At 62.9% G+C, this 26,852-nt stretch carries 26 protein-coding genes; 12 read left to right on the forward strand and 14 right to left on the reverse strand.

Annotated features, from left to right (window positions below; genetic code table 11):
- Window positions 1-7 precede the first annotated feature (7 nt).
- The 3 genes from ACEN42_RS29075 to tssB all read right to left on the reverse strand — a co-directional run bounded on the left by ACEN42_RS29075 (window position 8) and on the right by tssB (window position 2,676).
- On the reverse strand, window positions 8-496 hold the full coding sequence (locus ACEN42_RS29075) for an Hcp family type VI secretion system effector (protein ID WP_014192977.1): 489 nt from the start codon (window positions 494-496) through the stop codon (window positions 8-10).
- A 196-nt stretch (window positions 497-692) separates the two neighbouring features.
- A complete protein-coding gene (gene tssC / locus ACEN42_RS29080) occupies window positions 693-2,180 on the reverse strand; it encodes a type VI secretion system contractile sheath large subunit (protein ID WP_035501264.1) in 1,488 nt (495 codons plus the stop codon).
- 1 nt (window position 2,181) lies between these two features.
- Window positions 2,182-2,676 (reverse strand): type VI secretion system contractile sheath small subunit, encoded by a 495-nt coding sequence (gene tssB, locus ACEN42_RS29085; RefSeq protein ID WP_035501262.1) that lies wholly within the window; start codon window positions 2,674-2,676, stop codon window positions 2,182-2,184.
- 400 nt (window positions 2,677-3,076) lie between these two features.
- Between tssB and ACEN42_RS29090 the strand changes: the two genes are divergently transcribed.
- Both ACEN42_RS29090 and ACEN42_RS29095 read left to right on the forward strand, forming a co-directional pair.
- Window positions 3,077-3,421 (forward strand): STAS domain-containing protein, encoded by a 345-nt coding sequence (locus tag ACEN42_RS29090; RefSeq protein WP_035501261.1) that lies wholly within the window; start codon window positions 3,077-3,079, stop codon window positions 3,419-3,421.
- A gap of 118 nt (window positions 3,422-3,539) precedes the next feature.
- Window positions 3,540-4,028, forward strand: a complete 489-nt coding sequence (locus ACEN42_RS29095) for an Hcp family type VI secretion system effector (RefSeq protein ID WP_035501372.1) — start codon at window positions 3,540-3,542, stop codon at window positions 4,026-4,028.
- A 24-nt stretch (window positions 4,029-4,052) separates the two neighbouring features.
- Here ACEN42_RS29095 and ACEN42_RS29100 read toward each other — a convergent pair whose 3' ends face one another.
- The 5 genes from ACEN42_RS29100 to ACEN42_RS29120 all read right to left on the reverse strand — a co-directional run bounded on the left by ACEN42_RS29100 (window position 4,053) and on the right by ACEN42_RS29120 (window position 8,814).
- On the reverse strand, window positions 4,053-4,907 hold the full coding sequence (locus ACEN42_RS29100) for a lipase family protein (protein ID WP_371883921.1): 855 nt from the start codon (window positions 4,905-4,907) through the stop codon (window positions 4,053-4,055).
- A 141-nt stretch (window positions 4,908-5,048) separates the two neighbouring features.
- Complete coding sequence (locus ACEN42_RS29105; RefSeq protein ID WP_238211029.1) at window positions 5,049-5,384, reverse strand: STAS domain-containing protein; 336 nt, start codon at window positions 5,382-5,384, stop codon at window positions 5,049-5,051.
- 19 nt (window positions 5,385-5,403) lie between these two features.
- Window positions 5,404-5,832: an ATP-binding protein gene (locus tag ACEN42_RS29110; RefSeq protein WP_371883922.1), complete on the reverse strand. Its 429-nt coding sequence runs from the start codon at window positions 5,830-5,832 to the stop codon at window positions 5,404-5,406.
- Window positions 5,829-7,832 carry a SpoIIE family protein phosphatase gene (locus ACEN42_RS29115; RefSeq protein ID WP_371883923.1) on the reverse strand — a complete coding sequence of 668 codons (2,004 nt, stop codon included), beginning with the start codon at window positions 7,830-7,832 and terminating at the stop codon, window positions 5,829-5,831. The genes ACEN42_RS29110 and ACEN42_RS29115 overlap by 4 nt, the downstream gene beginning before the upstream one ends.
- A gap of 52 nt (window positions 7,833-7,884) precedes the next feature.
- On the reverse strand, window positions 7,885-8,814 hold the full coding sequence (locus ACEN42_RS29120) for a hypothetical protein (protein ID WP_371883924.1): 930 nt from the start codon (window positions 8,812-8,814) through the stop codon (window positions 7,885-7,887).
- Window positions 8,815-9,140: 326 nt separating this feature from the next.
- Between ACEN42_RS29120 and ACEN42_RS29125 the strand changes: the two genes are divergently transcribed.
- From ACEN42_RS29125 to ACEN42_RS29155, 7 genes are all read left to right on the forward strand, one after another.
- Window positions 9,141-9,386, forward strand: coding sequence for a hypothetical protein (locus ACEN42_RS29125; RefSeq protein ID WP_374191222.1), 246 nt, complete (start codon window positions 9,141-9,143; stop codon window positions 9,384-9,386).
- 185 nt (window positions 9,387-9,571) lie between these two features.
- The gene (locus ACEN42_RS29130; RefSeq protein ID WP_187603951.1) at window positions 9,572-10,447 is read left to right on the forward strand and encodes a glycine betaine ABC transporter substrate-binding protein; all 876 of its coding nucleotides are present in this window, start codon (window positions 9,572-9,574) and stop codon (window positions 10,445-10,447) included.
- Window positions 10,448-10,582: 135 nt separating this feature from the next.
- Complete coding sequence (locus ACEN42_RS29135) at window positions 10,583-11,947, forward strand: MFS transporter (protein ID WP_371883926.1); 1,365 nt, start codon at window positions 10,583-10,585, stop codon at window positions 11,945-11,947.
- Complete coding sequence (locus ACEN42_RS29140; RefSeq protein ID WP_371883927.1) at window positions 11,944-12,915, forward strand: dipeptidase; 972 nt, start codon at window positions 11,944-11,946, stop codon at window positions 12,913-12,915. Before ACEN42_RS29135 ends, ACEN42_RS29140 begins: the two co-directional genes overlap by 4 nt.
- A gap of 83 nt (window positions 12,916-12,998) precedes the next feature.
- Complete coding sequence (locus tag ACEN42_RS29145; RefSeq protein ID WP_371883928.1) at window positions 12,999-13,562, forward strand: LuxR C-terminal-related transcriptional regulator; 564 nt, start codon at window positions 12,999-13,001, stop codon at window positions 13,560-13,562.
- 91 nt (window positions 13,563-13,653) lie between these two features.
- Window positions 13,654-14,118 (forward strand): GNAT family N-acetyltransferase, encoded by a 465-nt coding sequence (locus ACEN42_RS29150; RefSeq protein WP_371883929.1) that lies wholly within the window; start codon window positions 13,654-13,656, stop codon window positions 14,116-14,118.
- Window positions 14,115-14,732: an FMN-dependent NADH-azoreductase gene (locus tag ACEN42_RS29155; protein WP_371883930.1), complete on the forward strand. Its 618-nt coding sequence runs from the start codon at window positions 14,115-14,117 to the stop codon at window positions 14,730-14,732. The genes ACEN42_RS29150 and ACEN42_RS29155 overlap by 4 nt, the downstream gene beginning before the upstream one ends.
- Here the strand turns inward: ACEN42_RS29155 and ACEN42_RS29160 are convergent.
- Window positions 14,729-16,198 (reverse strand): PLP-dependent aminotransferase family protein, encoded by a 1,470-nt coding sequence (locus tag ACEN42_RS29160; protein ID WP_371883931.1) that lies wholly within the window; start codon window positions 16,196-16,198, stop codon window positions 14,729-14,731. The two genes, ACEN42_RS29155 and ACEN42_RS29160, sit on opposite strands and share 4 nt — an antisense overlap.
- A 90-nt stretch (window positions 16,199-16,288) precedes the next feature.
- On the opposite strand from ACEN42_RS29160, the gene ACEN42_RS29165 reads away from it, so the two are divergent.
- On the forward strand, window positions 16,289-17,038 hold the full coding sequence (locus ACEN42_RS29165; RefSeq protein ID WP_371883932.1) for an SDR family oxidoreductase: 750 nt from the start codon (window positions 16,289-16,291) through the stop codon (window positions 17,036-17,038).
- Between the two features lie 15 nt (window positions 17,039-17,053).
- Here the strand turns inward: ACEN42_RS29165 and ACEN42_RS29170 are convergent, their stop codons facing one another.
- Window positions 17,054-18,160 (reverse strand): porin, encoded by a 1,107-nt coding sequence (locus ACEN42_RS29170; protein ID WP_238288667.1) that lies wholly within the window; start codon window positions 18,158-18,160, stop codon window positions 17,054-17,056.
- Window positions 18,161-18,376: 216 nt separating this feature from the next.
- On the opposite strand from ACEN42_RS29170, the gene ACEN42_RS29175 reads away from it, so the two are divergent.
- Together ACEN42_RS29175 and ACEN42_RS29180 are read left to right on the forward strand one after the other, a co-directional pair.
- Window positions 18,377-20,221 carry a glycoside hydrolase family 28 protein gene (locus tag ACEN42_RS29175; RefSeq protein WP_371883933.1) on the forward strand — a complete coding sequence of 615 codons (1,845 nt, stop codon included), beginning with the start codon at window positions 18,377-18,379 and terminating at the stop codon, window positions 20,219-20,221.
- Window positions 20,222-20,360: 139 nt separating this feature from the next.
- A complete protein-coding gene (locus tag ACEN42_RS29180; protein WP_035501235.1) occupies window positions 20,361-20,564 on the forward strand; it encodes a hypothetical protein in 204 nt (67 codons plus the stop codon).
- 80 nt (window positions 20,565-20,644) lie between these two features.
- Here the strand turns inward: ACEN42_RS29180 and ACEN42_RS29185 are convergent, their stop codons facing one another.
- The 4 genes from ACEN42_RS29185 to ACEN42_RS29200 form a co-directional block, all read right to left on the reverse strand.
- The gene (locus tag ACEN42_RS29185) at window positions 20,645-22,624 is read right to left on the reverse strand and encodes a PhoX family phosphatase (RefSeq protein ID WP_371883934.1); all 1,980 of its coding nucleotides are present in this window, start codon (window positions 22,622-22,624) and stop codon (window positions 20,645-20,647) included.
- 233 nt (window positions 22,625-22,857) lie between these two features.
- On the reverse strand, window positions 22,858-23,886 hold the full coding sequence (locus tag ACEN42_RS29190) for an alpha/beta fold hydrolase (protein WP_371883935.1): 1,029 nt from the start codon (window positions 23,884-23,886) through the stop codon (window positions 22,858-22,860).
- 54 nt (window positions 23,887-23,940) lie between these two features.
- Entirely contained in the window at window positions 23,941-25,449 is a 1,509-nt protein-coding gene (locus ACEN42_RS29195) for a M81 family metallopeptidase (protein ID WP_371883936.1), read from the reverse strand.
- 31 nt (window positions 25,450-25,480) lie between these two features.
- Window positions 25,481-26,794, reverse strand: a complete 1,314-nt coding sequence (locus ACEN42_RS29200; RefSeq protein WP_371883937.1) for an MFS transporter — start codon at window positions 26,792-26,794, stop codon at window positions 25,481-25,483.
- Window positions 26,795-26,852: the final 58 nt, after the last annotated feature.

Raw genomic sequence — 26,852 nt, forward strand, 5'->3', positions numbered from 1 at the left:
AGGCGAATCAGGACTTCGGCGCGAGCCACGAATCTTCGGCTTCGATGCCGTCCGGATCGAAGGTCCACGTGATCTTCTCGTACGTGAACGAGATATCTTCCATGTGACCCATCTGCTTGTTTTCCGGCGACAGGCAGTTCGGCGTCCACGACTTCATGTTCGTCAGAATCGCGTTCGACAGCTTCACGGTGTAGTACTTCTCTTCCGTGCCCTTCGGCGAGATGCGGTAGAACTCCAGCGTGACGTTCTTCATCTGCTCGCCCGAGGTCAGCGCCTGGAACAGCTTCGGCGACGACTTGTCGATTTCCTTCGTGAGCGTCATCGGCAGATGGACGCGCTTGCCGGTCGGCAGGCCCGTTTGCGGGCTCTTCGGAATTTCGATGGTGTGATCGACAGCCTGGACGAGAATCTTTCCTTCATGACCCTGAACCTTGGTCGAGCCTTCGATCTTGCCCTGGTTCTGGCCTTCGAGAGTGAGGTAGCACGGCATCGGCATGATAATTCCCCTGTTGGGTAGCAAACTGTGTTTGGGTTTCGGTTGTTTCGCCGGGCCCTCGCGGCCCCGGCGTTTCGCTCAGCTCTTGTGTGCTGCGCATGTTTCACATGTTGCAGGAGGCCCGTTACCGGTCGGTTTCAGTTCTCCCGCGTTGCGTTACAGATGAAACACGGCGCGCTTTCCGGCGATGCGCCGCTTACTTCTTGTCCAGCTTGCCGACCAGGGACAACGTGAACGACGCGCCCATGTACTTGAAGTGCGGACGCACTTTCAAATCCACGCGATACCAGCCCGGATCGCCTTCGACATCGGCCACGACGATTTCCGCCTGACGCAGCGGACGACGGCTGCGCACGCCTTCGGCGGGGTTGTCCATGTCCGCGACGTACTGGCGAATCCATGTGTTGAGTTCGCTTTCCAGATCGACGCGCTCTTTCCATGTGCCGATGTTCTCGCGCTGGATCACCTTGATGTAATGCGCAAGGCGGCTCACGACGAACATGTACGGCAGTTGCGTGCTCAACTTGTAGTTGAGCTCGGCTTCCTTGCCTTCCTTGGTGTTGCCGAAGAACTTCGGCTTTTGCGCCGAGTTCGCCGAGAAGAACGCGGCGTTGTCGCTGTTCTTGCGCATCGTCAGCGCGATGAAGCCCTGCTCCGCAAGCTCGAACTCGCGGCGCTCGGAGATGAGCACCTCGGTCGGAATCTTGTTCTGCAGCTCGCCCATCGACTCGTACGTGTACACCGGCAGGTCGCCCACCGTGCCGCCGCCCTGCGGTCCGATCACGTTGGCGCACCAGCGGTAATCGGCGAAGCTCGACGTCAGGCGCGAAGCGAATGCGAACGCCGCGTTGCCCCACAGGAACTGGCTGTTGCCGCCCGACACGTCTTCCTTGTAGTTGAACTTCTTGGCCGGCACGGTATCCGCGCCGTACGGCACGCGCAGCAGGAAGTGCGGCAGCGTGAGACCGACGTAACGCGCGTCTTCCGATTCGCGGAACGCGTTCCACTTGACGAATTGCGGGCCTTCGAAAATCGACGAAAGGTCCTTCAGGTTCGGCAACTGATCGTAGGTATCGACGCCGAAGAAATGCGGACCCGCTGCGGCGATGAACGGCGCATGGCTCATCGCCGATACGCTCGCCACGTTCTGCAGCAGCTTCACGTCCTGCGTGCCCGGACCGAACTCGTAGTTCGCGACGATCGCGCCGAACGGCTGGCCGCCGAACTGGCCGTATTCAGCCGTGTAGAGATTCTTGTAGAGACCCGACTTGGTGATGTCCGCCGCGTCCTCGAAGTCTTCGAGCAGCTTGCCCTTGCTTACGCTCAGCAACTGAATCTTGACGTTCTCGCGGAAATTCGTGCGGTCCACGAGGAACTTGAGCGAGCGCCATGCCGATTCCATCTTCTGGAAGTCGGCGTGATGCAGGATCGCATCGACCTGCGCGCACAGCTTCTGGTCGAGGTCGGCGATCATGCTGTCGACCGTCGCCTGCGTGATGCGCTCGACTGCGTTCTGCGGCTCCAGCAACTGCGAGATGAACGCCTGGATGCCCTGACGCGTGATCGAATAGGCTTCGTCGCCCGGCTTGATGCGCGCCGACTCGATCAGCGAGTCGAGCAGCGAGAGACTCGCGTCGGATTCGGGTGCGGCTGTCGCTGTCTGTTGCTTTTCCATGTCGCTCATGTCACTTTTCCTCGATGCCGAGTTCGCTCATCAGACGCGCGCGCACGCCTTCGTCTTCGATCAGTTCCTGAACGCGCTTGCGGAAATCCGGAATGTTGCCGAGCGGGCCCTTCAGCGCCTTGAGCGCGTCGCGCAAGGCGATCATCTGGCGCAACTCGGGGACTTTCTCGACGATCGCATCCGGCGAGAAATCGTCGACGGACTCGAACTTCAGGTTCATCGCGATCTGCGCTTCCGGATCGGCGTTCGCGTCGAGGCGGTTCGGCACCGCGAGATCGAGCGAGAGCTTTTGCCCCTTGAGCACTTCGTTGAAGTTGTCCTTGTCGACGTTGACCGGCTTCATGTCTTCGATCGGCGTGTCGTCGTCGCGCAAAGTGAAGTCGCCGAGCACGAGCAATTTCAGCGGCAGCTCGACTTCCGCCTTGGCATCTCCGGTGGCCGGACGATACACAATATTGACCCGCTCCTTAGGAGCGACTGAACCGTCAGATGCCATGCCTACCCCCTAACCCAATACCAAAAGTGTTGATGAAATATTCAAGCCGCTTTGAACAGCGTCAGCACGATCGTGCGCGAATGCCGTCGCCGCTCATTCATTGCATGCTGCTGGCGACATGGAACGATCTCACGGCGTATAGCGGGTCATTGCCGCAAAGAGAACCGGATTCCGGGCTCTTTTCGCGCATTGGGCGCATGGCCTGCGTGCTACGCTGAACTTCCTGTCGCTCAGGGCATTAACGACCGCGCTTTCGGATTCTTGAAGCTGTTTTTAGTGCGGCCGGAATGCGGCAATGCGCTTCACCGATCCATAAGGTTCTTTTGATTTCTGCCGTTAATGCTTCGAGAACTCCTGAAGCCAGGCGGACAGCGGCATCGCCATTGCGTGAGAGACCATTGTGGCAAACCAGTATGAAGTCCAGGGCGACGTGCTCATCGTGAGCCTCGAAGGCGCGCTGAACAGCACGAACTCGGCGCAGGTCGAGGCCGAAATCCAGCGCCGTCTCGATCAGGGCACCAATCAGGTCTTGTTCGATCTGAGCGCGCTCGGCTATATCTCCAGCGCGGGATTGCGCGTCGTGCTCATCGCCGCGAAGCGCCTCAAACAATCCGCGGGACGGCTCGTCCTGTGCGGCATGCACGACCAGATCCGCGAAGTGTTCGAAGTCAGCGGATTTCTCAACATTCTCAACGTCACCGACACCCGCGCGTCCGCGCTCGGGCGCTTCAACGAGGTGGCGTGAGCCTCATGTTTCGTTTGTAACCTGAGCCCGTTTTTCTGAAACGCGGCCGTAACGGCGCGCGCCGAGAATTCATCCCATGCGCAGAACGAACTGCGCCAAACAACCGGAGAAAAAAATCATGCCGATGCCGTGCTACCTCTCACTCGAAGGCCAGAATCAAGGGAAGATCGAAGGCTCGACCAAGGTTCAGGGTCACGAAGGAAAGATCCTCGTTCAGGCTGTCGATCACACCATCGAAATTCCGAAGAGCCCGCAAACGGGCCTGCCGACCGGCAAGCGCGTGCACCAGGCGATGACGCTCACGAAGGAAATCGACAAGTCCTCGCCGAAGCTGTATCAGGCGCTGACTTCCGGCGAGCAGATGAAGGACGTGTCGCTGGAGTTCTATCGCATTTCGCCGAAGGGCACGGAAGAGAAGTACTACACCGTGAAGCTGTCGAATGCGATTCTGACGAACATGAAGTCGTGGACGCCGAACTGCCTGTCGCCGGACAACAAGCAGATGGGCCACATGGAAGACGTGTCGTTCACGTACGAGAAGATCACGTGGACGTATGAGCCGGACGGCATCGAAGCCGAAGACTCCTGGCTCGCGCCGAAGTCCTGACGCGTTGCGGCGCTCGTCGGCTTATCAAGGAATGAGGCTCCGGATGTAGTTTATCGGCGCATGGTCGGCGAGATCCCTGATCATGACGTTGCCCTTCTTCCACGCATACTCGCGAAGATAAGCGATGCGCGCCGCCTCGCGGTCGGCCTGCACGAACGACGGCTCGGGCGAAGCGTGCAGCGTGCCGTCGGCGTCGATGAACGTCATGGGTCCCGCATGAATGTATCCGCCCAGTTCGGGAGGCAATTCGGTGACGAGGTCGCAGCAATCGACGAATCGCGTGATGGCGGCCTCGGCCAGCGTCGCGGCGAAGTCCGCATTCCCGACTCGCGGCGATCCGAACGTAATGAGTTCATCCGGGCGGCATACGCTCGCGGCCAGCGTCGCAATCGCGGCGCCGAGACTATGGCCCGTGAGCACGAGCCGCTTTCTCGCGTTCTTCGTCTCATCCAGCCATTGCAGCACGGCGGGAAGAATACTTCTCGTCGCGGCAGCGAAGCCATCGTGAACCCGCCCTGCGGTTTCGTTCCAGGGCGTCAGGCTCGCTACGAGATCGACCGCGATATCCGTGAGTTCCGCGGGCTCCGTTCCGCGAAACGACACGACGGCCAGACCGTCTGCTTCGCGGAGCGCTCCGAAACCCTGTGTGTCGGTATCCGGGTTATCGAACAGCTTGGGTTCGCCGAATCGCACCTTCGAGAGTGCCTGCCGTAGCCGGTCGAGTTGAGGTTGGGCGTCTTCGGCGTGCACATAGGCGAGTCGTGCGAATTCCGCGGCGAGCGCCGAAACCTTGTACTCGGCACGATCATCGAAGACCGTGTCATCGTCTTGCGGCGAGTACAGGGCAACACGTCTTGCATCGTAGGCAATCGTCGGCATGTGCATCTCCCGCGGCTTCGGAACGCTTCAGAATAGGTGGCGCTCACACGATACGAAACCAGAACCGGCGAGGTTGTGTGGCATAGCAGACAGAGATCACCGATTGTTTCGGATAGCTTATCGCAATGCAACACCGAATCATCACGCCGCCAGCGCGGCCATCGCGGCGGCGCGATCCGGAAGAATGCGAAACAGCGAATCGAAGCCGATCACCTGAAACACTTCATGAACCTGCGGTAAAAGTCCCGTCAGCACCAGATCATGCCCCGTGCTGCGCGCGCTCTTCGCGGCCTTCAGCAGCACACGCAGGCCGGCCGAACTGACGTATTGCACGTCGCTCATATCGAGCAGCACGCGCGGCGTCGCCTGCACACGTTCGGGCAGCACGTCTTCGAGTTGCCGGGAGGTCGTGCTGTCGATGCGTCCATCCACGGCGATGACCAGTACTTCGCCTTCATGCGTTTCGTTGATATTCATCGGTTTCCTCGGTAGATCCTCAAGCGTCCGGCTTCGCGGCGATGCGCTTGTGAAAGCTCAGGCAGTTCAATTCTTCACGACGCTCATAAGCCACGCGATCCATCATCTTGCGCACGAGATAGACGCCGAGCCCGCCGATCGCGCGATCGTCGAGTTCGCTCGTCACATCGGGATCGGGCAGCTTCAACGGATCGAAGGCCACGCCGTCGTCGATGACTTCGGCATGCACTTCGTCCGCGCCGATCGTCACGTGAACGCGGATCGCGCCGTGCGCCGAACCGTATGCCGCGATGTTCGAGATGACTTCGTCGAAGGCCATCGCGAAGCTCTGAAAGAGCGCGGGCGGCAGGCCGCGCGCATCGAAGAGCGTCTGCAAGCGATTCACCAGCGCATCGATGTCGGGCGCTTTCGGATCCAGTTGCGTGTCGAGCGTGTCGGTCGCGTTCATGCTGTCTTCGACCCGGAAGCCCCGTAGTGAACCGCAAGGCAGGTGATGTCGTCGGATTGCGGCGCGCCATCGGCGAACTGATTGACGCTGTCGAAGAGACGCTTGAGCAGCACTTCGACATCCGCACCGTTGGACCCGGCGAGATGCCGCGCGAGGCGCAGTTCGCCGTATTCCTCGTCGGCGGGATTGAACGCCTCGGTGACGCCGTCGGTATAGAGCAGCAGCGTCGAACCGGCTTCGAGATGCGCGCGCCCTTCCTTGAACGGCGTGCCTTCGATGACGCCCAGCGCCATGCCGCCCGTGCCCGGCAATTGCGACACCTCGCCGTCCGGACCGATCAGATAAGGCGGGTTATGTCCGCCGTTCGCGTATTCGAGTTCGCCTGTCGCCGTATCGAGGATGCCGTAGAAGAGCGTCACGAACATCGTGGCTTCATTGTCCTGCGCTAGCAGATCGTTGGCGAGCGCGAGACACGCGCCCGGGCTCGCGGCGCTCGGCGCGATCGCGCGCAGCAGCGTGCGCGCCACCGCCATGAACAATGCGGCGGGCACGCCCTTGCCCGACACATCGGCGATCACCATGCCGATCTTCTGATCGGACAGCCAGAAGTAATCGTAGAAGTCGCCGCCGACTTCCCGCGCGGGAATCATGCGCGCGAACATCTGCAAGTCGGGCCGCGATGGAAAGCGCGTCGGCACGATCGACTGCTGCATGCGGCGCGCGACGTCGAGTTCCTGCTGGATCGATACGAGCTTCGTATGCGCGTTGAACACGTTCTGGATCGTGAGGAACCACGGACGCCATGCCTGCGGAATATCCGGAATCGACTTGACGGAGCCGCGGTCTTCGTCCTGGATATAACGCACCAGCTTCTGCGCGGGCACGATCGCATCCCGGTACGTCATCCGGCTCGCGATCATGAGCATCAGCGTCAGGCTCAGCACGAGCACCAGCACGCTCGGCACGCCGGTCTCCAGCGCCACGCGCTGAAGGTTCCAGCGCGGCAGCAGCAGCACGAGTCGAAACGGCGCATGTCGGATGCCGACCGCTTCGATGTAATAGCCGTCGCGAATCGAAAGACGCCCGTCCGCATCGTTCAGCACGCTTTGCAGGTCGCTACGCAATGAGGGCGGGAAGGCTTCGTTAGCCGATCGCACCTGCTGTGCGCCGTCGCGCACCAGTTCCGGGTCCGCGAGCAACTGCCCGCGATCATTGACGATGAACATGCGGCCCAGTCCCGGCGGCCAGGTGCGCACGAACTGGTTGAGCCAGCCGAGCGTCAGGTCGAGCGACACCGAGCCGCGAAACTGGCCCGCATCGGACACGCCCGCCGATGCGGTGACCATCACGCCCTTGCCCGCTTCATCGACATAAACGGGCGTCCACACGACGGCGCGATCGGGATCGGCGGCCGTTTGCACTTCCGTGAAAAATTCCTTTTGCTTGAGCGAGTCCGCGTAGAAGAAGTCTTTCGACGCGACCCACGGATAGATATTGATGAAGCGTCGCGCGGACGTGTAGTAGACCCACGTCGCGCCCGGCAGGTTGGCCATGATCGTCTTGAACGTGCCGTTCAGGCTCAGCGCCATCTCGAGCTCGCGATCGAGCGCGGGCGTGCGCGGACCGACGAGGCCCGTGAGATTGCCGGCATCGGCGGCGGTCCACGGTGCAGGCAACGCGTCGAGCTGGATGCTGTCCGGCTCCTTGCCGGGCCGCAGCGCGGCGAGCAACGGCGAATCGGCCGCGCCTTGCGGATGCAGGCGCAACCATGTCTCGCCCTGAATGCGCATCGAGTTGACGGCGTCGGTGCTGCTTCGCACGAGCGCATCGAGCGCGATCGCCTGTTCCTGCATGCGCTGACTGACGCTCGACGTTTGCGCCGCGAGCGTCATCGTGTATTGCAGATAAACGAGCGCGCACGCGACGATGAGCACGCCCACGAACGCGATGCGCATCACACGGTTGTAGCGGGCGAACAGGGCCGCCGTCAGATCGGACATACGCTCTTTCGTTTAACGTTGATGCGGATTGTGGTCATGTCGAATCACCCGCTCAGGCCGCGACGCTGCCCGCGCGTGCCTCGCGCGTGCCGGCGTAGCCGAGCTGTTCAAGGCGCTTTTGCAGCACGCCGGAACTCGTCAACTGAAGGATTTCGGAGAAGACCATGCGGGTCATCGATTTCGGATCGACGATGCGCGCGCCCTGCTCCGCCTTCAATACGCCGATGACCTCGCGGTAATCCTCGATGCCCGCGACCATGATGTCGAACCAGCTCAGCCACGCGGCGGAGATCGTCGGGTTCTGCTGCAGCTCCTTGCACAGCCGTCCGATGCGCGTCGCCTGATCGAGCAGGATCACGTCGATCTCGTGCTCGTCCGAACCGAGGCGTTCACGCAAATCGACGTCCCAGCGAATGCTGATCTCGGGAAGAAAGATATAGCGCAGCCCCTGCACGATGCCGATCCGGCTGTGCACCGACGGGATCATCGTGAAGCCGTCGATAGCCCAGCCTTCGCCGGGAAACTCGACGATCTGGCGCACCAGTTCGACCGTATCCGCGATGCGCCGCGGCTCGCGGAACATCACGGTGAGACCGGGCCGCGCGTTGTCGGTCCATTCGCCGGGCGGCAGCAGGCGGCCGACGAAGGCATCGGTCTGCGCGGCGGCATCGGCGAGCGAAAACACGGCGGCGGCGAGCGCGGCCGCATCGAAGCCGACCGACGCCTTCACTTCGAGACCGACCGACAGTTCCTGGCTCGATCCATAACGCCCGAGCACGGGACGCAGCACGATGTCCCGCACGCGCTCGTCGTCGCTCAGCAACGTCACGAGCGGATGCACGAACGCCTTGAAGCGCGCACCGACCGGATACACGCCCGATGCCGGAATCGTCGTCGCGCCATGACCGCGCAGACGCGCAAGCCCGCCGGCCGAGGCCTGCTCCGTGAGGCCCACGAAGTAATGATCCACAGCGTCGGCCATCGCCGTTCCTTGTTTTTGCTTTGAGTTCGAAATTACGTCGGAAAGTGTATCGATGGCCGGCGCGGACAAAAGCCCGAGAAGAACGCCAAAGAGGCGACTATTCGTGGCTTTGCCGCGACCAACGCGAGCGTGGCCGATCAGCCTTGCAAATGGCCAGCTTTTCGAGGGATCTGGAACGCTGCTGAAATCTCGCGGGAAGGCGCGGGAAAGGTCGGCACGCGATTGCGCGCGACGCATGCATTCGGAAGCTGGGCGGTCGCAGCCCCGTTCAATCCGCGCGTGCTGATTCGTTCTTCCGGATGAGTCTGTCGTTCCGGGTGAGCGCGATGGGTCACGATCTTTACATGAACATCCTGACGGGCATGTTCCTTTTCTGGAACGGCGCTCGCGTGCTGACCTACGTTCCCACGATCGTCAGACTCGTCTGCGCGCCGACCGACGCGCGAAGTCATAGCCTTCTGACCTGGCTATGCTGGGTGCTGAGCAACGGGACATTCGCGCTGATGCTGCTCGAACGAAACGACGGCGTACCTGAAGCGATGTTCTGGCTCAACGCGCTTTTCTACATGTAAACCCTCTCGCACATCACCCCGTGCACGAGTGATTCGATGCGCCCGGCGAGTCGAAGAGCATTGACGGCGCGTTAATGCGCCCGAATACTGCCGACTGGAGGGCGTCGCTTGCAGCGATGCGTATTCGTCAGGAGACTTTAACGCACCCGGTCTTCATCAAACCCACCCGATACAAGGAACGTAGAATGAAGAATGCCTTGTCCGTACGCTTCGTCATGAAGGCTGCCGCCGCCGTGTCCGCGGTCACGTTCGCCATGTCCGCGCATTCCGCGGACCCGCTCAAGATCACGCTGACCAACTGGGCCGATACCCAGGCGGTCGTCTACACCGCGAAGTACGTTCTGGAAACCAAGCTGCAACAGCCCGTTACGCTGGTCAACGCGGATATCGGCATTCAGTTTCAGGGCCTCGCCCGCGGCGATGTGGATCTGATGCTGGGCGCCTGGCTGCCAGTCACGCACGCGGCTTACTTCGCTCGCTACAAGAACGACATCGAGGATCTGGGCACCATCTACTCGGGGGCGAAGATCGGATGGGCGGTTCCCGACTACGTGCCCGAGAGCGAGGTGGCCTCGATCGCCGATCTCAACAAGCCCGACGTCAAGACGAAGCTGAACAGCACGATTCAGGGCATCGAGCCGGGTGCGGGCGAGATGGTCGCCTCGGAGAAAGCGCTCAAGGAGTACGACCTCGCCGGTTATAACCTGGTCAGGGCGAGCGAGGCCGGCATGCTGACGGCTGTGTCGCGTGCTTATCCGGCGAAGAACTGGATCGTCGCGACGGTCTGGAGCCCGCACTGGCTGTGGCAGAAGTACAAGATGCGCTATCTGAAGGATCCCAAAGGCGTACTCGGCGGCGACGAGCAGATTCACGGTTTCGGGTCGAAGCAGTTCGCGCAGAAATTCCCTCGCGCCAACGTCTTCGTCCGGCACTTCAAGCTGACGCTCGCGGACGTCGAAGCGATCGAACTCGACGGCAATGCTACGAACGACTGGAACGTGGCGGCGAAGAAGTTCGTCGATGCGCATCCCGAGAAAGTGCAGGCGTGGCTCCAGCAGTGAACCGTCTGGCCGCGCCGACGATGGCGCGGCTGACCGATTACCTAGGTAATTGACACGTATGGACCTAAGTAATTTGAGCGCTTACGCTCTTTTTCAACTCGGAAGGAATCCGACAAGAGAAAGGGGTCAAGCGCCATGCCGAATCAAGCAGCCCAAGAGGTCGATACCAGAACGCTCAGACGCGTCATAGCCGCGGCTTCCATCGGCAACTTCGTCGAATGGTTCGACTTCGCCGCGTATGGATTTCTCGCGACCATCCTGACTCGCGAGTTCTTTCCGAGCGGCGACCCGACGGTCGGGCTTCTGAAGACGTTCGCGGTGTTTGCGGTTGCCTTCGCGTTCCGGCCGCTGGGCGGCCTCTTCTTCGGCGTCGTCGGGGACCGGATCGGCCGCAAGCGAACCCTCGCTTTCACCATCCTGATGATGGCGGGCGCCACGACGCTGATCGGGCTGCTGCCGACTTACGCGAGCATCGGCTACTGGGCGCCGCTGCTGCTCACGATCATCCGCTGCGTGCAAGGCTTCTCCGCCGGCGGCGAGTATGCGGGCGCGTGCGCCTATGTGATGGAACATGCGCCGCGCCGCCGGCGCGCGTTCTTCGGCAGCTTCGTTCCGGTTTCGACGTTCTCGTCGTTCGCGTGCGCGGCGGTCGTCGCTTATGCGCTCGAATCTTCGCTGTCGCCCGCGGCGATGGTCGACTGGGGCTGGCGCATCCCGTTTCTGATCGCGGCTCCGGTCGGTCTCATCGGCGTCTATCTGCGCGTGAATCTGCATGAGACGCCCGCATTCAAGGCGCTCGAAGGCAACAAGGAAGTCGCTCATGCGCCCTTGATGGAAACGCTGCATTCGCAGTCCGGGAACATCCTGAGACTCGGCGCGTTCGTCTCGGTGACGGCGCTGTCCTTCTATACGTTCACCACGTATTTCGCGACCTATATGCAGGTGGCGGGGCACTTGTCTCGCGGAACCTCGCTGCTCGTGACCGTGCTCGCACTCTTCTTCGCCGCCGCTCTGTGCCCGCTGGCCGGTCTTTTCTCCGACCGCGTCGGCCGCCGCGCGACCATCGCGAGCACCTGCGTCTTCATCATCGTCTCGGTCTATCCCGCCTTCACGCTCGGCGGATCGGGCGAACTGTCGCGCTCACTCGTCGGCGTCGCGCTGCTCGCCGTGGGCGCCGTGCTCTCGGGCGTCGTGACGGCCCCGCTGCTGTCGGAAGTATTCGCCACCAAGACTCGATACACCGCATCGGCCATCACCTACAACCTCGCGTACACGATCTTCGGCGGCACCGCGCCGCTCGTCGCGACGTGGCTGATCTCCGCGACGGGAACGAACCTCTCGCCGGCGTATTACCTGATCGCCGTGTCGATCTTCGCGATGATCGGCGGCCTCTCGTTGCGCGAGACATCGAAGACCGCGCTCGAGGAAGCAGGCCATGCAAGCGCAGGCGCAAGCACTGCGGCACGCTCAACCACGATACCGAAAGGATCGACGCAATGAGTAGCCTTCACGATTCGAGCATCATCATCGACGGACTGAACATCTCGAAGTTCGAGCGCTCCGTATTCGAGGACATGAGAAAGGGCGGCGTCACGGCGGTCAACTGCACCGTGTCGGTGTGGGACGACTTTCAGAAGACCATCGATAACATCGCGGAAATGAAGCAGCAGATCCGCGAGTACAGCGAGATTCTGACGCTCGTGCGCACGACCGACGACATCCTGCGCGCAAAGAAAGAGAACAAGACCGGCATCATCTTCGGCTTTCAGAACTCGTATGCGTTCGAGGATAACCTGGGTTATATCGAGGTATTCAAGGAACTCGGCGTCAACGTGGTTCAGCTTTGCTACAACACGCAGAATCTCGTGGGCACTGGCTCTTATGAACCCGATGGCGGCTTGTCGGGATATGGCCGCGAAGTGATTCAGGAGATGAATCGCGTCGGCATCATGGTGGATCTTTCGCATGTCGGCGCGAAGACTTCCTCCGATGCGATCGCCTGCTCGAAGAAGCCTGTCACTTACTCGCACTGCTGCCCTTCAGGTTTGAAAGAGCATCCGCGCAACAAGACGGACGAGCAATTGAAAGAGATTGCCGATGCGAACGGCTTCGTCGGCGTGACGATGTTCATGCCGTTCCTGAGAAGAGGCGCGGACGCCACCGTCGAGGATTATCTCGAAGCGATCGAGTACACGATCGATCTGATCGGCGAAGACAAGGTCGGCATCGGCACGGACTTCACGCAAGGCTATAGCACCGAATTCTTCGACTGGATCACGCACGACAAGGGCCGCTATCGCCGTCTGACGGACTTCGGCAAGGTCGTGAATCCGGAAGGCATCCGCACGATCGGCGAATTCCCGAATCTCACCGCCGCGATGGAGAAGGCGGGCTGGAGCGAATCGCGCATCAGGAAGGTGATGGGCGAAAACTGGCTGCGCGTATTCGGCGAAGTGTGGAACGTCTGATTCGCGTCGGCGTCGACAGTGCGAAAAGTTATCGGACCTCAGTGTTACGATAACTTTTCGCCAGACGCGGCAAGCTTCCCGACATGACCGACTCGACGCCAAAACTCGACTACGAGGATTTGTTCAGGCATTTGCCCGTTGCCGTCATCGTTGCGAGAGAGCGGGTCATGGTGGATTGCAATTCGAGAGCGCTGGAGCTCTTCAGGGCGACACGCGACGACATCATCGATCAATCGTTCTCGAAGCTCTATCCGCAGCGCAAGGACTTTTCCACCACCGGCCGCCGTCTCGCGCCGCTGCTCGCCAAGCACGAGTTCTTCAGCGACGACCGCATCATGCGGCGCATCGACGGCACGCATTTCTGGGTCACCGTCTGCGGCTTCGGATATAACCCCAAGCGGCCTTTCGAACTGGCGGTCTGGACTTTCACGGACTTGTCGCAGGGCACGAAGCAATCCGATAACGCAAGCATGTTGACCGAACGCGAGCGCGACGTCGCCGCACTGCTCGTTCACGGCATGACGAGCAAGGAGATCGGCAAGGAGCTGAACATCAGTCCGCGCACGGTCGATATCCATCGCGCGAGCCTGCTGCGCAAATACGGCGCGCGAGCGACGCAAGACCTGATCGCGCGGCTGCTGGCGTAAATGGATGGCCTGGTCGAAAGATCGTTTCTTGGCCCTTCAGCCTGGGTCATCGCGCGGATATCGTAGGTGTCATGCAACGTGGAGAACACGCATGGACACCTCGCTCGCCTTTCGGCATCTCGACACGCCCGACGACTGGACGCGCGCCTTCGACGTCATGAAGGAACTGCGCCCGCATCTCACCGACGCGCACGCGTTCGCCGCGCAAATGCGCCGTCAACGCGAGGAAAGTTATCGCCTGCTCGCCGCGTGCGACGAAGATGGCACGATCCTCGGTCTCGCGGGCTATCGAACGCAAACGAACACGCTGTATGGGCGTTTCGTCTATCTCGACGATCTCGTCGTCACGGCGCGGCTGCAACGCAGCGGCATCGGCGAGCAATTGCTCGGCAAAGTGCGCGAGATCGCGCTTCATTCGCGCTGCGCGCATTTCGTGCTCGATACCGGCCTGCACATGGCGCTCGCGCAGCGCTTCTACTATCGCAACGGCCTGCTCGCGAAGGGCATGCATTTCGTCGAGACGCTCGCCGGCAATGCCAAGGAGGCCGCGCGATGAAAGTGCTATTCGTCAACGCAAGCCCGCACAGCGATGCGAGCAACGGCTACCGGCTCGCGCTGGAGATGATCGAGATGTTGCAGAAGACCGCGCGGCTGGAAGTCGTCGAACGCGATCTCGCCGCGAAGCCGTTGCCACCCATCACGCGGGACTATGCGCGCGCGGTCACGTCGCGTCATCCGGATACGAGCGCGTTCGACATATCCGAGCAACTGGTCCGCGAGATCGAAACCACGGATGCCCTCATCATCAACACGCCGATGCACAACTTCACCGTGCCCGCCGCGCTGAAGCTGTGGATCGACTACGTGCTGCGCATTCACCGCACATTCGCGGCCACGCCCGAAGGCAAGGTCGGCCTGATGCGCGACCGGCCCGCGTTCGTGATCGTCGGATCGGGCGGCTTTCATAGCGGCGAGCACGCGCGCCAGCCGGATTTCCTCACGCCGTATCTGCGTTACGCGCTCGGCTCGATCGGCTTGCGAAGCCTGCACTTTCTCCTGCTGCAAGGACTCGTGCGCGGCGATGAAGCCGTGGCCGAAGCGCTGCAATGCGCGCGCGATGAGATCGCGCGGCACGCGCTTTTTGCTTCTGACGGCGCCATCACGCTCTAACCGTCGTAGGCCCGTCGAAGCATGCGCGCGAGCCGCGTTGCTTCGGCGGCATCGGCGACATTCGCAAAGCCGACGACGATCCCGCGCAACGTATGCTTCGTGCGCCCGTTCAGATACCACGCCGACAGCGCCAGCACCGCGAGTCCGGCTTCGCGCGCGCGTGCGGCCATCGCCAAGTCGTCGATGGGACCAGCGCGACCCTTGCGGAAGAGCGCGACGAGATGCATGCCGCCGGTCGGCAGGTCGATGGTCACGTCATCGCCGAACGCCTTCAGAATCGCATTCGCGAGCAGCATGCGCCGCTCGGCGTACAGCGCGCGCATGCGCTTCAGATGCCGCGCGAAATGCCCTTGCGCGATGAAGTCCGCCACCGCCGCCTGCAACAGATAAGGCGATCCCGCATTCATGCTCTTCGTGAGCTGCCCGAAGCGCGCGACGGCCCGCTCGGGCGCCACCACATAAGAGAGACGCAGGCCCGGAAACAGCACCTTGCTGAACGTGCCGCAATAGATCACGCGATCGTCGCGATCGAGGCTTTTCAGCGCGGGCAGCGGACGGCCGACATAGCGAAACTCGCTGTCGTAATCGTCCTCGACGATCCAGCTTCCCGCACGGCTCGCCCAGTCGAGCAGCTTCATGCGTCGGGAAAGGGCCAGCGTGACCCCGAGCGGACTGTGATGCGATGGCGTGACGAACGCGAAGCGCGCATCGGCATCGAGCGCGATGCCTGCATCGACGTCGAGCCCTTCGTGATCGATCGGCACCGGCACGAGCCGCACGCCCGCTTCGACGAGGAAGTTACGCGCGAGCAGATAGCCCGGCTCTTCGAACCACGCGCGGTCCTCGGGCTTCGCGAGACTGCGCAGAATGAGTTCGAGCGTCGAGCGATAGCCGTTCGTCACGAACACCTGCTCCGGCACGCACTCCACGCCGCGCGACAGGCCGAGATACGTCGCGATGCGCTCGCGCAACGGGCGATAACCGGAAGGGTCGGGATACGTGAGTGCGGCGAGATCCCCGCTGCGCGCCCGGTACGCGACGAGCCGGCTCCATACCTTGCGCGGAAACGCATCGAGCGCGGGCAGGCCGGGGCGCAAGGGCTTCGCATCGTTGCCGATGTCGGCGGCGGGCTCGACGCGTCTCGCGCGCGGCGCATCCGCGCGATCGCGGCTCTTGCGCGTGGCGGACCGCGTAACCGCGCCCGGCAGTGACGACGACACGAACGTGCCCGCCGCGCCGCGCATCTGCAAGTAGCCTTCATCGACGAGAATGTTATAGGCCATCTCGATCGTGCCGCGCGCCGTATTCAGTTGCGTCGCGAGGCCGCGCAACGCGGGCACCCGATCTCCCGGCTTCAGATGACCCGCCGCGATAGCGGCCTTGAAGCGCTCGCAAATCTGCAGATAAATCGGCGATGCTTCCTGCCGGTCGATTGCTATCGTCAGTGCATTTCTGGTTTGCGGCATGGACTAGTCCAATCGATGATTCTTGTCCCTTTCTGCTAAGCCATCATTGTCACACAATGACTTCACTTTCACTTGACCGAGAGGTGCATCATGAAGATCGTCGTCATTGGCGGTTCGGGTTTGATCGGCGCGAAAACCGTCGCGATTCTGCGTGCGAAGGGTCACGAGGCGATCGCCGCGTCGCCGCGCAACGGCGTGGATTCGGTGACCGGCGCAGGATTGAATGAAGCGCTTCGCGGCGCGCAAGTCGTGATCGATGTATCCAACGCGCCTTCATGGGCGCCCGACGACGTGATGGCGTTCTTCCGCACGTCCACCACGAATCTCGTGAAGGCCGAAGCCGCAGCGGGCGTGCAGCATCATGTCGCGCTGTCGGTCGTCGGCACGGACCGCATGCCGGACAACGGCTATTTCCGCGCGAAGGTCGCACAGGAGCAGTTGATCGCGGAATCGGGCGTGCCGTATTCCATCATTCGCGCGACGCAGTTCATGGAGTTCCTCGGCGGCATCGCCGATGCGGGCACGCAGGACGGCCGCGTGCATCTCTCGACAGGACAGTTCCAGCCGATCGCGGCGGATGACGTCGCGGCCGTCGTCGCCGATGTCGCGCTCGCTGCGCCGTCGAATGGCATCGTCGATATCGCGGGGCCGGAGCGTGCGCCGCTGCATCGGATCGTCGGCCAGTATCTGAAGGCGCGGGGCGATGCGCGCGAGATCGTCGTCGATCCGAAAGCGACGTACTTCGGCGGCACGATCGTCGAGGACTCGCTCGTGCCGACCGGCGTTGCGCGCCGTGGCAGCATCGCGCTCGCGGACTGGCTGAAGCAGGCGCGGGCGTAATCGGCGCAATGTGCTTCAAAAGACGTGCATCATCCCGATGTACGCGCCTGTCTGCGACTCGCCTGCTATCGGACTCGTACTGGGTTCGGCGTCGCGCGGCGTCGCGAAGACCGAGAACGTGCCGTTCGCGCTGTTGCGCACGTATGCCACCGTGCCGTACAGGAAGGTGCGCTTGCTGAAGTTGTAGGTCGTGCCGAGCGCGTAGAGCATCGCGTGGCTCGCGGGATCGTGCGCCGCATCGCCCGCGCCCTGCCCCACGTGAATATAGAAGCCCGCCGCGGTGACGGCCCAGGCGGGCGTGGCCTGATACGTCGCGCCGAGCCAGTAGTGATCGGCGCTGTCGGCCACGCCCGCGGGAGAATCCGGCGCGGCGTAATGCGTGTAGGCGGCCTGCACCTTCCACTTGTCCACCTTCAGGTTCGCGCCGACGAAGTACTCGCGCGACGCCTGAAAAATGTTGTCGAGCTTGCCGTCCTGGCTGCGCAGTTCGTCGTAGATGCCGCGCACGTCGAGCACCGGCGAATGATAAGTCAGCATGATGCCTTCTGAGCGGCCGAACTCGCCCTGCGCGCCCGAATTGAACGCGCCCGCCTGATTGCCGAACGCATATTGACCCTGCACGTCGAAGCCATGAAACACGGGGCTGTGGTACTCGACGTTATTGCTCGTCTGCTGCCAGTTGCGCCCGCGCACGAGCGACGCCGACGACACCGCCTGCTGCACGAAGGGATCGAATTCCCACACGCCGTCGCTGTCGATGAAGAGGTTGCGGCCCGCCTGCAACTGGCCCCACGTCTTCGAGTTCAGTCCGACATAGGCGCGGCGCGACCACAGGCGTCCGCCGCCGGTGGTGCCGTTCATGATCTGGATGGCCGTTTCGAGATCGAAGACCGCGCTCAGGCCCGCGCCGAGATCTTCGTTGCCCTTGAGGCCCCACATGCTGGTGCCCCAGTCGCCGCCCTCGGCGCTCCATCGCGAGGCGCTGCCGCCCGTGCCGTTCGCGATGTGATTCAGATATTCGATGCCGCCATCGATGCGCCCGTACATCGTGACGGTCGTTTGCGCCCATGCGCCCGAGGTGACGAGAAGAAGGCCTGCCGCTTTCCAGAGACGAACTTTCATGGCCGACTGAACTCCATGTTGGCCCTGCCCGGTTGAGAGAAAACGATTGGCTGCACCTTAGCACCATCCGATGAAGTCGGCAAAAATCAGTGCCGCATCGGTTGTCGAAATGGCTTAAGGGCGAACACCAAGTATCGGCATTTTCATTCGGATGCCTAATATTCGAACGATGTCATACGACATCGATGATTCGATCGCTTTCAAGAGGCTGACTAATTGAACAAGAACCCCGCTCTTTCCGCGCTGGCCCGGGCCGGCGTCGCCTGGCTCACCGCCGCTTCGATCGCGTTGACGCTCAACGCTTGCGGCGACGGCACCGATGCATCACCCGCCTCGGTACAGAAGTCCGAAGCGCCCTCGGGATTTCCGGTCGGTACGACGACCTACGATCCCGCGTTGCCGCCCGAACCTGCGCTGCCGCTCGCGCCGCAGATCTGCGCGACCTTGCCCGCCGCGCTGACCGCGCAGGCGAACGGCCTTCTGCCCGATAGCGCCGACGCCGCCGACACGGCCCCGGACACCGCGCGCATCCAGACGGCGCTCGACGCGTGCAGGAACCCATCGAGCACCGGTCTCGCGACCAACAAGGCCGTGCGGCTCGTGACCGGCCCGAACGGCGCGAACGCGTTCATCGCCGGAGCGCTGAATCTGCCCGGCGGCGTGACGCTCTGGATCGACACGGGCGTCACGCTGTTCGCCTCGCGCGATCCGCGCCAGTACGACAAGGTCAAGGGCACCGCGAGTTGCGGCATCATCACGCTGAGCGACAACGGCTGTCTCGCGCTCATCAACGCAAGCAAGATCGCGAACGGCGCGGTGGTCGGCGATGGCGTCATCGATGGACGCGGCGGCAGTCCGCTGATCAGCAGCGTCGCCAACGATCCGAATCTGATGAAGCGCCCCGACGGCAACGGCACGATGAGCTGGTGGGATATCGGCTGGATGGCGAACAAGGTGCTGAACCAGGCGCAGAACAATCCGCGCCTCATCCAGATCAGCAATGGCCGCAATTTCACGCTGTATCGCGTGACGCTGCAGAACGCGCCCAAGTTTCACGTCGTGCCGAGCGGCGTCGAAGGTTTCACGGCGTGGGGCGTCAAGATCTACACGCCGACCGCCGCCTATGAAGCGATGACAAACTATCTCGGCATGCCCTATAGCCCGGAGACGGCGAAGAACACCGACGGCATCGATCCCGGCAGCTCCGGCCCGATCACGAGCAATCCCGGCAATCCGGGCAAGCTGACGGGCGATGCGAGCAACATGCTGATCGCGTACACGTCTATCCGCACCGGCGACGACAACATGGCGATCAAGGGCGGCACCGGCACGACAAACGGCCGCACGTACGACATCACCGTCGCGCATAGCCGCTTCTATTCCGGGCACGGCATGTCGATCGGCAGCGAGACGGCGGGCACGGACAACGGCGCGGCGAATCCGGACGTCACGCCGGTGAACGGCGTCCTGCCGAGCCTGAGCAATGTCAACGTCTACGATCTCGTGATCGATGGCGCCGACAACGGTCTTCGCATCAAGTCGGACTGGAGCCGCGGCGGGCTGGTGTCGAACATCCGTTATTCGAACGTGTGCATCCGCATGCCGCAGTCGTCGTCGGACGGTGCGCCGCAAGCGCTGATCTTCTCGCCGTACTACAGCGCGACGAAGAACGGCGCGCTTTATCCGAGCTTCCAGAATATCGCGCTCGATGGCGTGCGCATCGTCGATGCGTCCGGTTATACGTTTCAGGGCTTCAATTCCGCGAGTCCGGTTTTGCAGGGTGCGGCCGGCGGGCCGAATCCGCCCGTCGTCAATCCGTTGACGATCTCGCTGAATAACGTCGTCGCCGATGTCGCGCCGTCGAGCTTCACGGTCGCGGATGCGCTCGTCAGCATCGGCGATGGCGGCACGTCGCTGCCCTTCGCGCCGGGCGGCGGCGTGAGCGTCACGCGCGCCGCCGCGGGCCCGGCGAGCGCCGCGCCGGTCGATTGCGGCCGGGCGTTCGCGCCGTTCCCCGGACAACAGGTCAGCGGTTCGAGGCCTTCCTCCAGCGAGTCTTGAACGCTCCCCGTAAAGAAACGTTTACCCGTGCCGATAACCTGTAACAGAAGGTGCCGGACGATCGTTCGGGCCTTTCGACATTTAAGACGAGTATCCCGCAGCCGCACTGCGCGGGCCGACAACATCGGGCAGAGAGAGAATGGTCTTCAGCTACAGGGACATGATGGTCACGCCGGCAGCGGTTCGGCAGGGCAATGTGTTTGCCGCGACGGCGCGCATCCAGGATTTGAACGGAATGGAGCGTTCCGTGCGCCTGCCGGGCGAGTTTCCCAACGTGGAAGAAGCGATCCGCTTCGCGATCGCGGCGGGCTTCGAATATATCGACTGCGATCAGCGCTGCTGATTTCACGCGAAGCGCGCGCCCGCGCGCTTTCGCTCGGCCAAAACGACGCCGCGATCACCGATCGCGGCGTTTGCTTTTTATCAGCTCAGCTTGATCGACGCCGGATCGGCGGTCAGATAACCGACCGCCGCGCCGAAGCGATCCTTGTAGTTCGCGCGGATAAGCGGATCGAGCGTCGCCTGAACCTTGCCGTGCAGCGCCGCTTCCCAGTCGCCCGCATGCTGGAAGTTGCTCATGATGTAGGTCCAGCCGTTGATCTCGTCGACCGCGTGCAGGCCCGTCGATTCCGCTCCCGAAGGCGCGGACAGAATCCGCGACAGCGTTTTCGTATCGACGTTGTACGCCCATAGGAAATTGTTGACGTGCGCGCCGCTGTCTTCGCCGATGAAAAGCGTGCGCAGCTTCTCCGAGAACTTGACGTTGTCCGGATTCGCGACGCGCTCCGGGTTCGCGAGATTGCCGAGCGTATCGGACGAAATATCCTCGCCGACGAGCGCAGCGGGCGCGGCCATATCGACCGGCACCCATTCGCTGTCGATGGCGGCGCCGCCGAGATCGCGCTGGGCGCCCTTCAGGTTGAACGCGTAGACGGCGCCGGCGGTGATGGCGCGATCGACGGCGATGTCCGTCGAATGTGCGTCGCCCTTCACCATCGACTTGACGATCTGCGACATCGCCGAATAGACGATCTTGTCCTTCGCGTTGACCGTCGTGCCTTCGAGCTTCGTGAAGCACATGCTCGCGCCGCGCAGCGCGGCGTAGCGGTGCGTCTCCAGGAACGCGGCCGCCTTTTCCATGCCAGGCTTGATGCGAATCCAGTTGAACTTGCCGCCGAAGTGGATGCGCGTGTAGCTCGCGTCCAGCGTCGGGCCGACCTTTTCGTCGTTGACGACGTCCATGATGTCGGTGATGGTCAGCGTGTTGGCGAGATTCTCGATCTCGTCGCTCGTTGCGTGACCGAGGTTGAGCCAGGTGAGCGTGGCCGAACCCGCGCCCGCCGACGACGTCTGCGCGCACTTCGCGACGTACAGCGTGCCCGCGGAAAGATCGGCCTCCTTGTCGGCGACGAACATGAAGACGCCGCCGTTGGTGGCGTCGTCGCCCATCATCACGGTGCGCTTGTCGGGGAGCACCTGAATCAGTTCGTGCGAGATGCGGCCGAGGCAATAGTGCTTCCTGATCGTGCCGGTGCCGTCGGGATGCACGGTCACTTCCGGCACATGGCCGTAGTGATACGGACGCGCTTTCGTTTCGTCGCCGTAGAGGTTCTTGCTATAGGCCTTGAGCTGCGCATCCGTCGATGAAATCGCCGCATCCGGCTCGTACTCTTCGCTCGACAGATGCGTGTTCCACGGCGACAGGCTCGCGCCGCACGTGATCCACAGGCCGTTCGCCTTCGACGTATCGACGTTCGCGTAGCTCACGAGCGAGAGCTTGCCGGTTGCCGGCTCCTGATCGAGCGTGAGCACGGCGATCGGCGACGGCAGGCGGCCGTACATGCTGGCCGCGCTCTGATCGCGCGTCGTGTATTCGAACTGCACGACCGCGAACACGGCGTTGCCCTTCACGCCCTTCACCGTCGGATTGTCGATTTTGATGAGCGACGTGCCGTCCGGGCAATCCGAGAAGAACTGGCGTTCCTTGCCCGGCGTCGAGCGGTCGATGATCGGCTGATTGGCGATATCGAAGTAGCCGCCCGCGACGATCGTCCCGCCGGTCGTGTTCGGCACGACATCGCCCGTCATGAAGAACGGCTGATACGCGAGCTTGTACGCGCGGTTGCTGCCGTCGCTGAAGTTCACGGTCATCGTCGAGGCAACCGTGGTCTTTGCCATCGCGCTGGGATCGGCGAGCGTCGGCGCGGCCATGCCGGTGAACGTCGCCGTGGTGAAGGCGGCTGTCGGCGCGGGTGCGGTCGCGGGCGTGGCTGCGTTGCTGTCGCTGCCGCCGCATGCGGTGGCGAGCAGCGAAGCGGTGGCCGCGCCGCCGAGCGGCAGCATCGGCGCGCCGGCGAGAATCTTGAGGGCTTTGCGGCGGGAAAGGTCGAGTCGCTGCGCCATGGGTGGTTTCAAGTCCTTGATTGTGGGTTGTGTACCGGCGATGAAAGTCCCTGCTTCAGGCCATTGCGGCCTGATGCGCCGGTTGACGCGCTACTTTAGGAAATGAATGTGAAATGCGTTTGACAGGCTGATGTAATTGTTTGGTTTATTGCCTGAAAGCGTGAGAGGGTTCGATTCGAGGTCGCGGCGGGCGCGCCGCGCCCGCCCGCACAGTCAGAAGCGCGCCGCCGCGCTCACATCCGGTCGGCTTCGATCACCGCATCCGCGAAAGCCTTGGGCGCTTCCTGCGGCAGATTGTGGCCGATGCCGCCCGCGACATTCCGATGCTTGTACTTGCCGGTGAACTTCTTCGCATACGCCGACGGATCGGGATGCGGTGCGCCGTTGGCGTCGCCTTCCATCGTGATCGTCGGCACGCCGATGGTCGGCGCGGTCGCGAGACGCTGCTCCAGCGCGTCGTATTGCGCCTCGCCCTGCACGAGCCCGAGACGCCAGCGATAGTTGTGAATCACCACCGCGACGTGATCGGGATTCTCGAACGATTTCGCCGAGCGGTCATAGGTCGCGTCATCGAATTTCCATTTCGGCGATGCGAGTTGCCAGATGAGCTTGTTGAAATCGTGACGGTTCGCTTCGTAACCCGCCTGGCCGCGCTCCGTCGCGAAGTAGAACTGATACCACCACGCGAACTCGGCCTTCGGCGGCAGCGGCGCGCGATTCGCCTGCTGACTGCCGATCAGATAACCGCTCACGGAGACCATCGCCTTGACGCGCTCGGGCCACAGCGCCGCGATGATATTCGCGGTGCGCGCGCCCCAGTCGAACGCGCCGAACGTCGCCTGCTGGATCTTCAGCGCGTCCATCAGCGCAATGATGTCCACCGCGATCACCGCTTGCTGGCCGTTGCGCGGCGTGTCGGCGGAGAGAAAACGCGTCGATCCGTAGCCGCGCAGATACGGCACGATCACGCGATAACCCTGCGCGGCGAGCAACTGCGTGACGTCGGCGAAGCTGTAGGTGTCGTACGGCCAGCCGTGCACGAGGATCACCACGGGACCGTTCGCCGGGCCCGCTTCCGCATAGCCGACGTTGAGCGCGCCCGCATCGATCTGGCGGATCTGGGCAAAGCCGGCAGCCGGCTTCGCGGGTGCGGCGGTCTGGGCATGAACGAGGTCGCTCAACCCGAGCTGCATGACGCCGACGCTCGCGATCGTCGTGCCGAGAAAACGGCGGCGCCATGTGTTGATCTGATCATCCGGCATGATGGGATTCTCCTTTCTTCGACGTACTCAATGAGCGGAAATGAGCGCGATCGATCATGCGGCCGATGCGCGCAACGCGGCAAGCGTCGGTCCGAGCGGGCGCACGCGCATGCGCGCATCGAGATTGCGCCACGGCAGATCGGCGGGATCGGCGGCCATCGGACCGGGCGACTTCGCGACGAGTATGCGCGCCGCGATCGGTTCGAAATCGGCGCGAAAATGCACCGAGCTCTTGTTCACCAGAATCTTCATGCGTTCCGGCTCGATGCCCGCGACGCGAAAGAGATTGCGGTCGAACACCTGCATCTTGATGCTGCTCACCGCGATGCGCACGCCGCCGATGCGCAGGCACGCGGTCGGGCCGAGTTCGCCCGACATGCCGTTGAGCATCGGGCCATCGAAGCGAAAGCGCCCATCCGACAGATACTCGACTTCGAACTCGCCTTCAAGCGGCGCGTCGCCCGGCACGTTCGAGCCGCCGCCGAGCGCGAGCGCGATACGCGCGCCGACGCCCGCGCGATGCGCAGCCCGTGCGGCGTGCTCGTCCCAGATCACGCCAACAGCCGCGTCGCGCGCGTCGTTGCGCAACAGCGCGCGGACCATGCCCATCGTGTTCGAGTCGCCGCCGACGCCGGGGTTGTCCTGCGTATCCGCGATGATCACGGGCTTCGTCGCGTCGCGGCTCGCATCGATCGCTTCGCGCGCGGCTTCGTCGGGCGAAAGAAACGGCACGTCCCAGCGGGCTTCGTCGTTCACGAGCGTCGTGTAGAGCGTATCGACGGCTGCGTCGGCGGCTTGCTGATCGAGCGCGTAGCCCCAGAACACCGGGCCGCATTCGTCGAAGTCCGACGCGGGAAAGCCCGGCGCGAACGAGAGCGACACGACATCATCCTTTTCGAGCGATTCGAGCGTGCCGTACATGCCGCGCGCCGGCTCGACGAGCGTGCACATGCCGTTCACCGGAATCAGAAACGGGACGCGACGCATCGCGCGCTTGAACGGCCCGGCATGTCCGATTCGCTTTGCCAGGAGATGCGCCGCGCGCAGGCCGGTTTCCGCCATATCGACGTGCGGATACGTGCGATACGCGACGAGCGCATCCGCGAGTTCGACCATGCGCGCGGTGACGTTCGCATGAAGATCGAGCGACACGACGAGCGGCATGTCATCGCCGACGATGCCGCGCACGCGCGCCAGCAACTCGCCTTCGCCGTCGTCGAGATGCTCGGTGACCATCGCGCCGTGCAGATCGAGATAGATCGCATCGAAGCCGCCCGCGCGAATACGATCGACGATCGCGCCCGCGATGCGCTCGTACGCATCTTCCGTCACATGCGCCGATGCGCTCGCGCCCGCCCAGATCACCGGAATCAGTTCGTGCCCCTCTGCCTCGGCCCACTGAATGAAACCGCCGATCGGCACGTTCACGTCGCGCAGCTTCAGTACATCGTCGCCGTGGGCCATCGGCGGAAATCCTTCACCTTGGATGAAGCTCTGATAGCTCGCCTTCGTCGGCGCAAAGGTGTTCGTTTCGTGCTGGAATCCTGCGATCAAAATCTTCATGATCGTTGTCCTTGAGAGTGTCGGTTGATGTTCAGGCGGTGCGCGCCTCGGCCGCTGCGACCGTGCGCCTGTTCGAGAGAATCAGCACGCATGAGAGCGCCGCCATGCACGCCATCACGACGAGGCCGCCGTTCGTGCTGCCGGTCGCCGACTTCACCCAGCCGATCATCGCCGGGCCCCAGAAGCCGCCCGACAGGCCGATCGTGTTGATGAGCGCGATGCCGCCCGCCGCGGCCGGGCCGGAAATCGTTTCGGACGGAATCGCCCAGAAGACCGTGTAGGCCATCCACATACAGGCCGTGGCGAGCGTGAGCAGCGTGAGCGTGACCACAAGATTGCCCGATGCATACGGCGTCATCACCAGCAGCGCGGCGGCGGCGAGCGCGGGCAGCGCGCTGTGATAGCGGCGCTCGCCGACCTTGTCGGAGCGTCGTGCTGCCGCATACATCGCGATCGCGGCGGCGACATAGGGAATCGCGGCATACCAGCCGAGATGCATCGTGTCGCTCACGCCTTGCTCCTTGATGAGCGTCGGCAGCCAGAAGCTGATCGCGTAGATCGGGAAGATGATGCAGAAGTACGCGATCGCCAGCAGATAGATGCGCGGATTCTTCGCGATTTCCCTGAACGAATCGATACGATGCGACGCGCCGCCATGACCGCCGACTTCCGCCTCGACGAGACGCCGCTCGTCTTGCGTGAGCCAGCGCGCATCGGCGGGACGATTGGCGAGCACGCGCCACACGAGCGCACCCAGCGCGATGCACGGCAGGCCTTCGACGAGAAACATCCACTGCCAGCCGGCCAGTCCGCCGACGCCCGCCAGCGACGAGATCAGCCACGCCGAGAGCGGCCCGCCGACGACGCCGCCGAGCGGCCCCGCGACGAACACGAGCGCGATCGCGCGCGCCATGCGCTTCGGTCCGTACCAGCACGAGAGGTAATAGATCATGCCCGGCGCGAAGCCCGCTTCGAAGACGCCGAGCAGGAAGCGCATCGCGTAGAACGCGGGCACGTTGCGCACGAAGAGCATGCACGCCGAGGTGATGCCCCACAGCACGAGAATGCGGCTGAACGTGCGGCGCGCGCCGATCTTCGGCAGCATCAGGTTGCTCGGAATTTCGAACAGCACGTAGCCGATGAAAAAGATCCCGGCGCCGACGCCGTACGCTGCATCGGAGAAGCCGAGATCGCTTTGCATCTGAAGTTTCGCGAAGCCCACGTTCACGCGGTCCAGATACGCGAACATGTAGCACGCGATGAGCAGCGGCAGGAGCCGCCAGTTGATTCTGCTGTAGAGCGCCGAAACGGCATCGCCGCCTCGCAGGGTCTGTATCGTCGACATCCGCGTCTCCTGGTTTGTCTCCCCCATCGGGTAAGGCGATGTTGAGCGCGTGCGACTG

It is taken from the genome of Caballeronia sp. S22, assembly GCF_964261745.1.
In the GTDB taxonomy this organism is placed as follows: domain Bacteria; phylum Pseudomonadota; class Gammaproteobacteria; order Burkholderiales; family Burkholderiaceae; genus Caballeronia; species Caballeronia jiangsuensis.

Bases quoted from the DNA above. Each gene is read 5' to 3' on its own strand.
- ACEN42_RS29075 (WP_014192977.1), bottom strand. From the start codon at position 496: ATGCCGATGCCGTGCTACCTCACTCTCGAAGGCCAGAACCAGGGCAAG.
- tssC (WP_035501264.1), bottom strand. From the start codon at position 2,180: ATGAGCGACATGGAAAAGCAACAGACAGCGACAGCCGCACCCGAATCC.
- tssB (WP_035501262.1), bottom strand. From the start codon at position 2,676: ATGGCATCTGACGGTTCAGTCGCTCCTAAGGAGCGGGTCAATATTGTG.
- ACEN42_RS29095 (WP_035501372.1), top strand. From the start codon at position 3,540: ATGCCGATGCCGTGCTACCTCTCACTCGAAGGCCAGAATCAAGGGAAG.
- ACEN42_RS29100 (WP_371883921.1), bottom strand. From the start codon at position 4,907: ATGCCGACGATTGCCTACGATGCAAGACGTGTTGCCCTGTACTCGCCG.
- ACEN42_RS29105 (WP_238211029.1), bottom strand. From the start codon at position 5,384: ATGAATATCAACGAAACGCATGAAGGCGAAGTACTGGTCATCGCCGTG.
- ACEN42_RS29110 (WP_371883922.1), bottom strand. From the start codon at position 5,832: ATGAACGCGACCGACACGCTCGACACGCAACTGGATCCGAAAGCGCCC.
- ACEN42_RS29115 (WP_371883923.1), bottom strand. From the start codon at position 7,832: ATGTCCGATCTGACGGCGGCCCTGTTCGCCCGCTACAACCGTGTGATG.
- ACEN42_RS29120 (WP_371883924.1), bottom strand. From the start codon at position 8,814: ATGGCCGACGCTGTGGATCATTACTTCGTGGGCCTCACGGAGCAGGCC.
- ACEN42_RS29125 (WP_374191222.1), top strand. From the start codon at position 9,141: ATGGGTCACGATCTTTACATGAACATCCTGACGGGCATGTTCCTTTTC.
- ACEN42_RS29130 (WP_187603951.1), top strand. From the start codon at position 9,572: ATGAAGAATGCCTTGTCCGTACGCTTCGTCATGAAGGCTGCCGCCGCC.
- ACEN42_RS29135 (WP_371883926.1), top strand. From the start codon at position 10,583: ATGCCGAATCAAGCAGCCCAAGAGGTCGATACCAGAACGCTCAGACGC.
- ACEN42_RS29140 (WP_371883927.1), top strand. From the start codon at position 11,944: ATGAGTAGCCTTCACGATTCGAGCATCATCATCGACGGACTGAACATC.
- ACEN42_RS29145 (WP_371883928.1), top strand. From the start codon at position 12,999: ATGACCGACTCGACGCCAAAACTCGACTACGAGGATTTGTTCAGGCAT.
- ACEN42_RS29150 (WP_371883929.1), top strand. From the start codon at position 13,654: ATGGACACCTCGCTCGCCTTTCGGCATCTCGACACGCCCGACGACTGG.
- ACEN42_RS29155 (WP_371883930.1), top strand. From the start codon at position 14,115: ATGAAAGTGCTATTCGTCAACGCAAGCCCGCACAGCGATGCGAGCAAC.
- ACEN42_RS29160 (WP_371883931.1), bottom strand. From the start codon at position 16,198: ATGCCGCAAACCAGAAATGCACTGACGATAGCAATCGACCGGCAGGAA.
- ACEN42_RS29165 (WP_371883932.1), top strand. From the start codon at position 16,289: ATGAAGATCGTCGTCATTGGCGGTTCGGGTTTGATCGGCGCGAAAACC.
- ACEN42_RS29170 (WP_238288667.1), bottom strand. From the start codon at position 18,160: ATGAAAGTTCGTCTCTGGAAAGCGGCAGGCCTTCTTCTCGTCACCTCG.
- ACEN42_RS29180 (WP_035501235.1), top strand. From the start codon at position 20,361: ATGGTCTTCAGCTACAGGGACATGATGGTCACGCCGGCAGCGGTTCGG.
- ACEN42_RS29185 (WP_371883934.1), bottom strand. From the start codon at position 22,624: ATGGCGCAGCGACTCGACCTTTCCCGCCGCAAAGCCCTCAAGATTCTC.
- ACEN42_RS29190 (WP_371883935.1), bottom strand. From the start codon at position 23,886: ATGCCGGATGATCAGATCAACACATGGCGCCGCCGTTTTCTCGGCACG.
- ACEN42_RS29195 (WP_371883936.1), bottom strand. From the start codon at position 25,449: ATGAAGATTTTGATCGCAGGATTCCAGCACGAAACGAACACCTTTGCG.
- ACEN42_RS29200 (WP_371883937.1), bottom strand. From the start codon at position 26,794: ATGTCGACGATACAGACCCTGCGAGGCGGCGATGCCGTTTCGGCGCTC.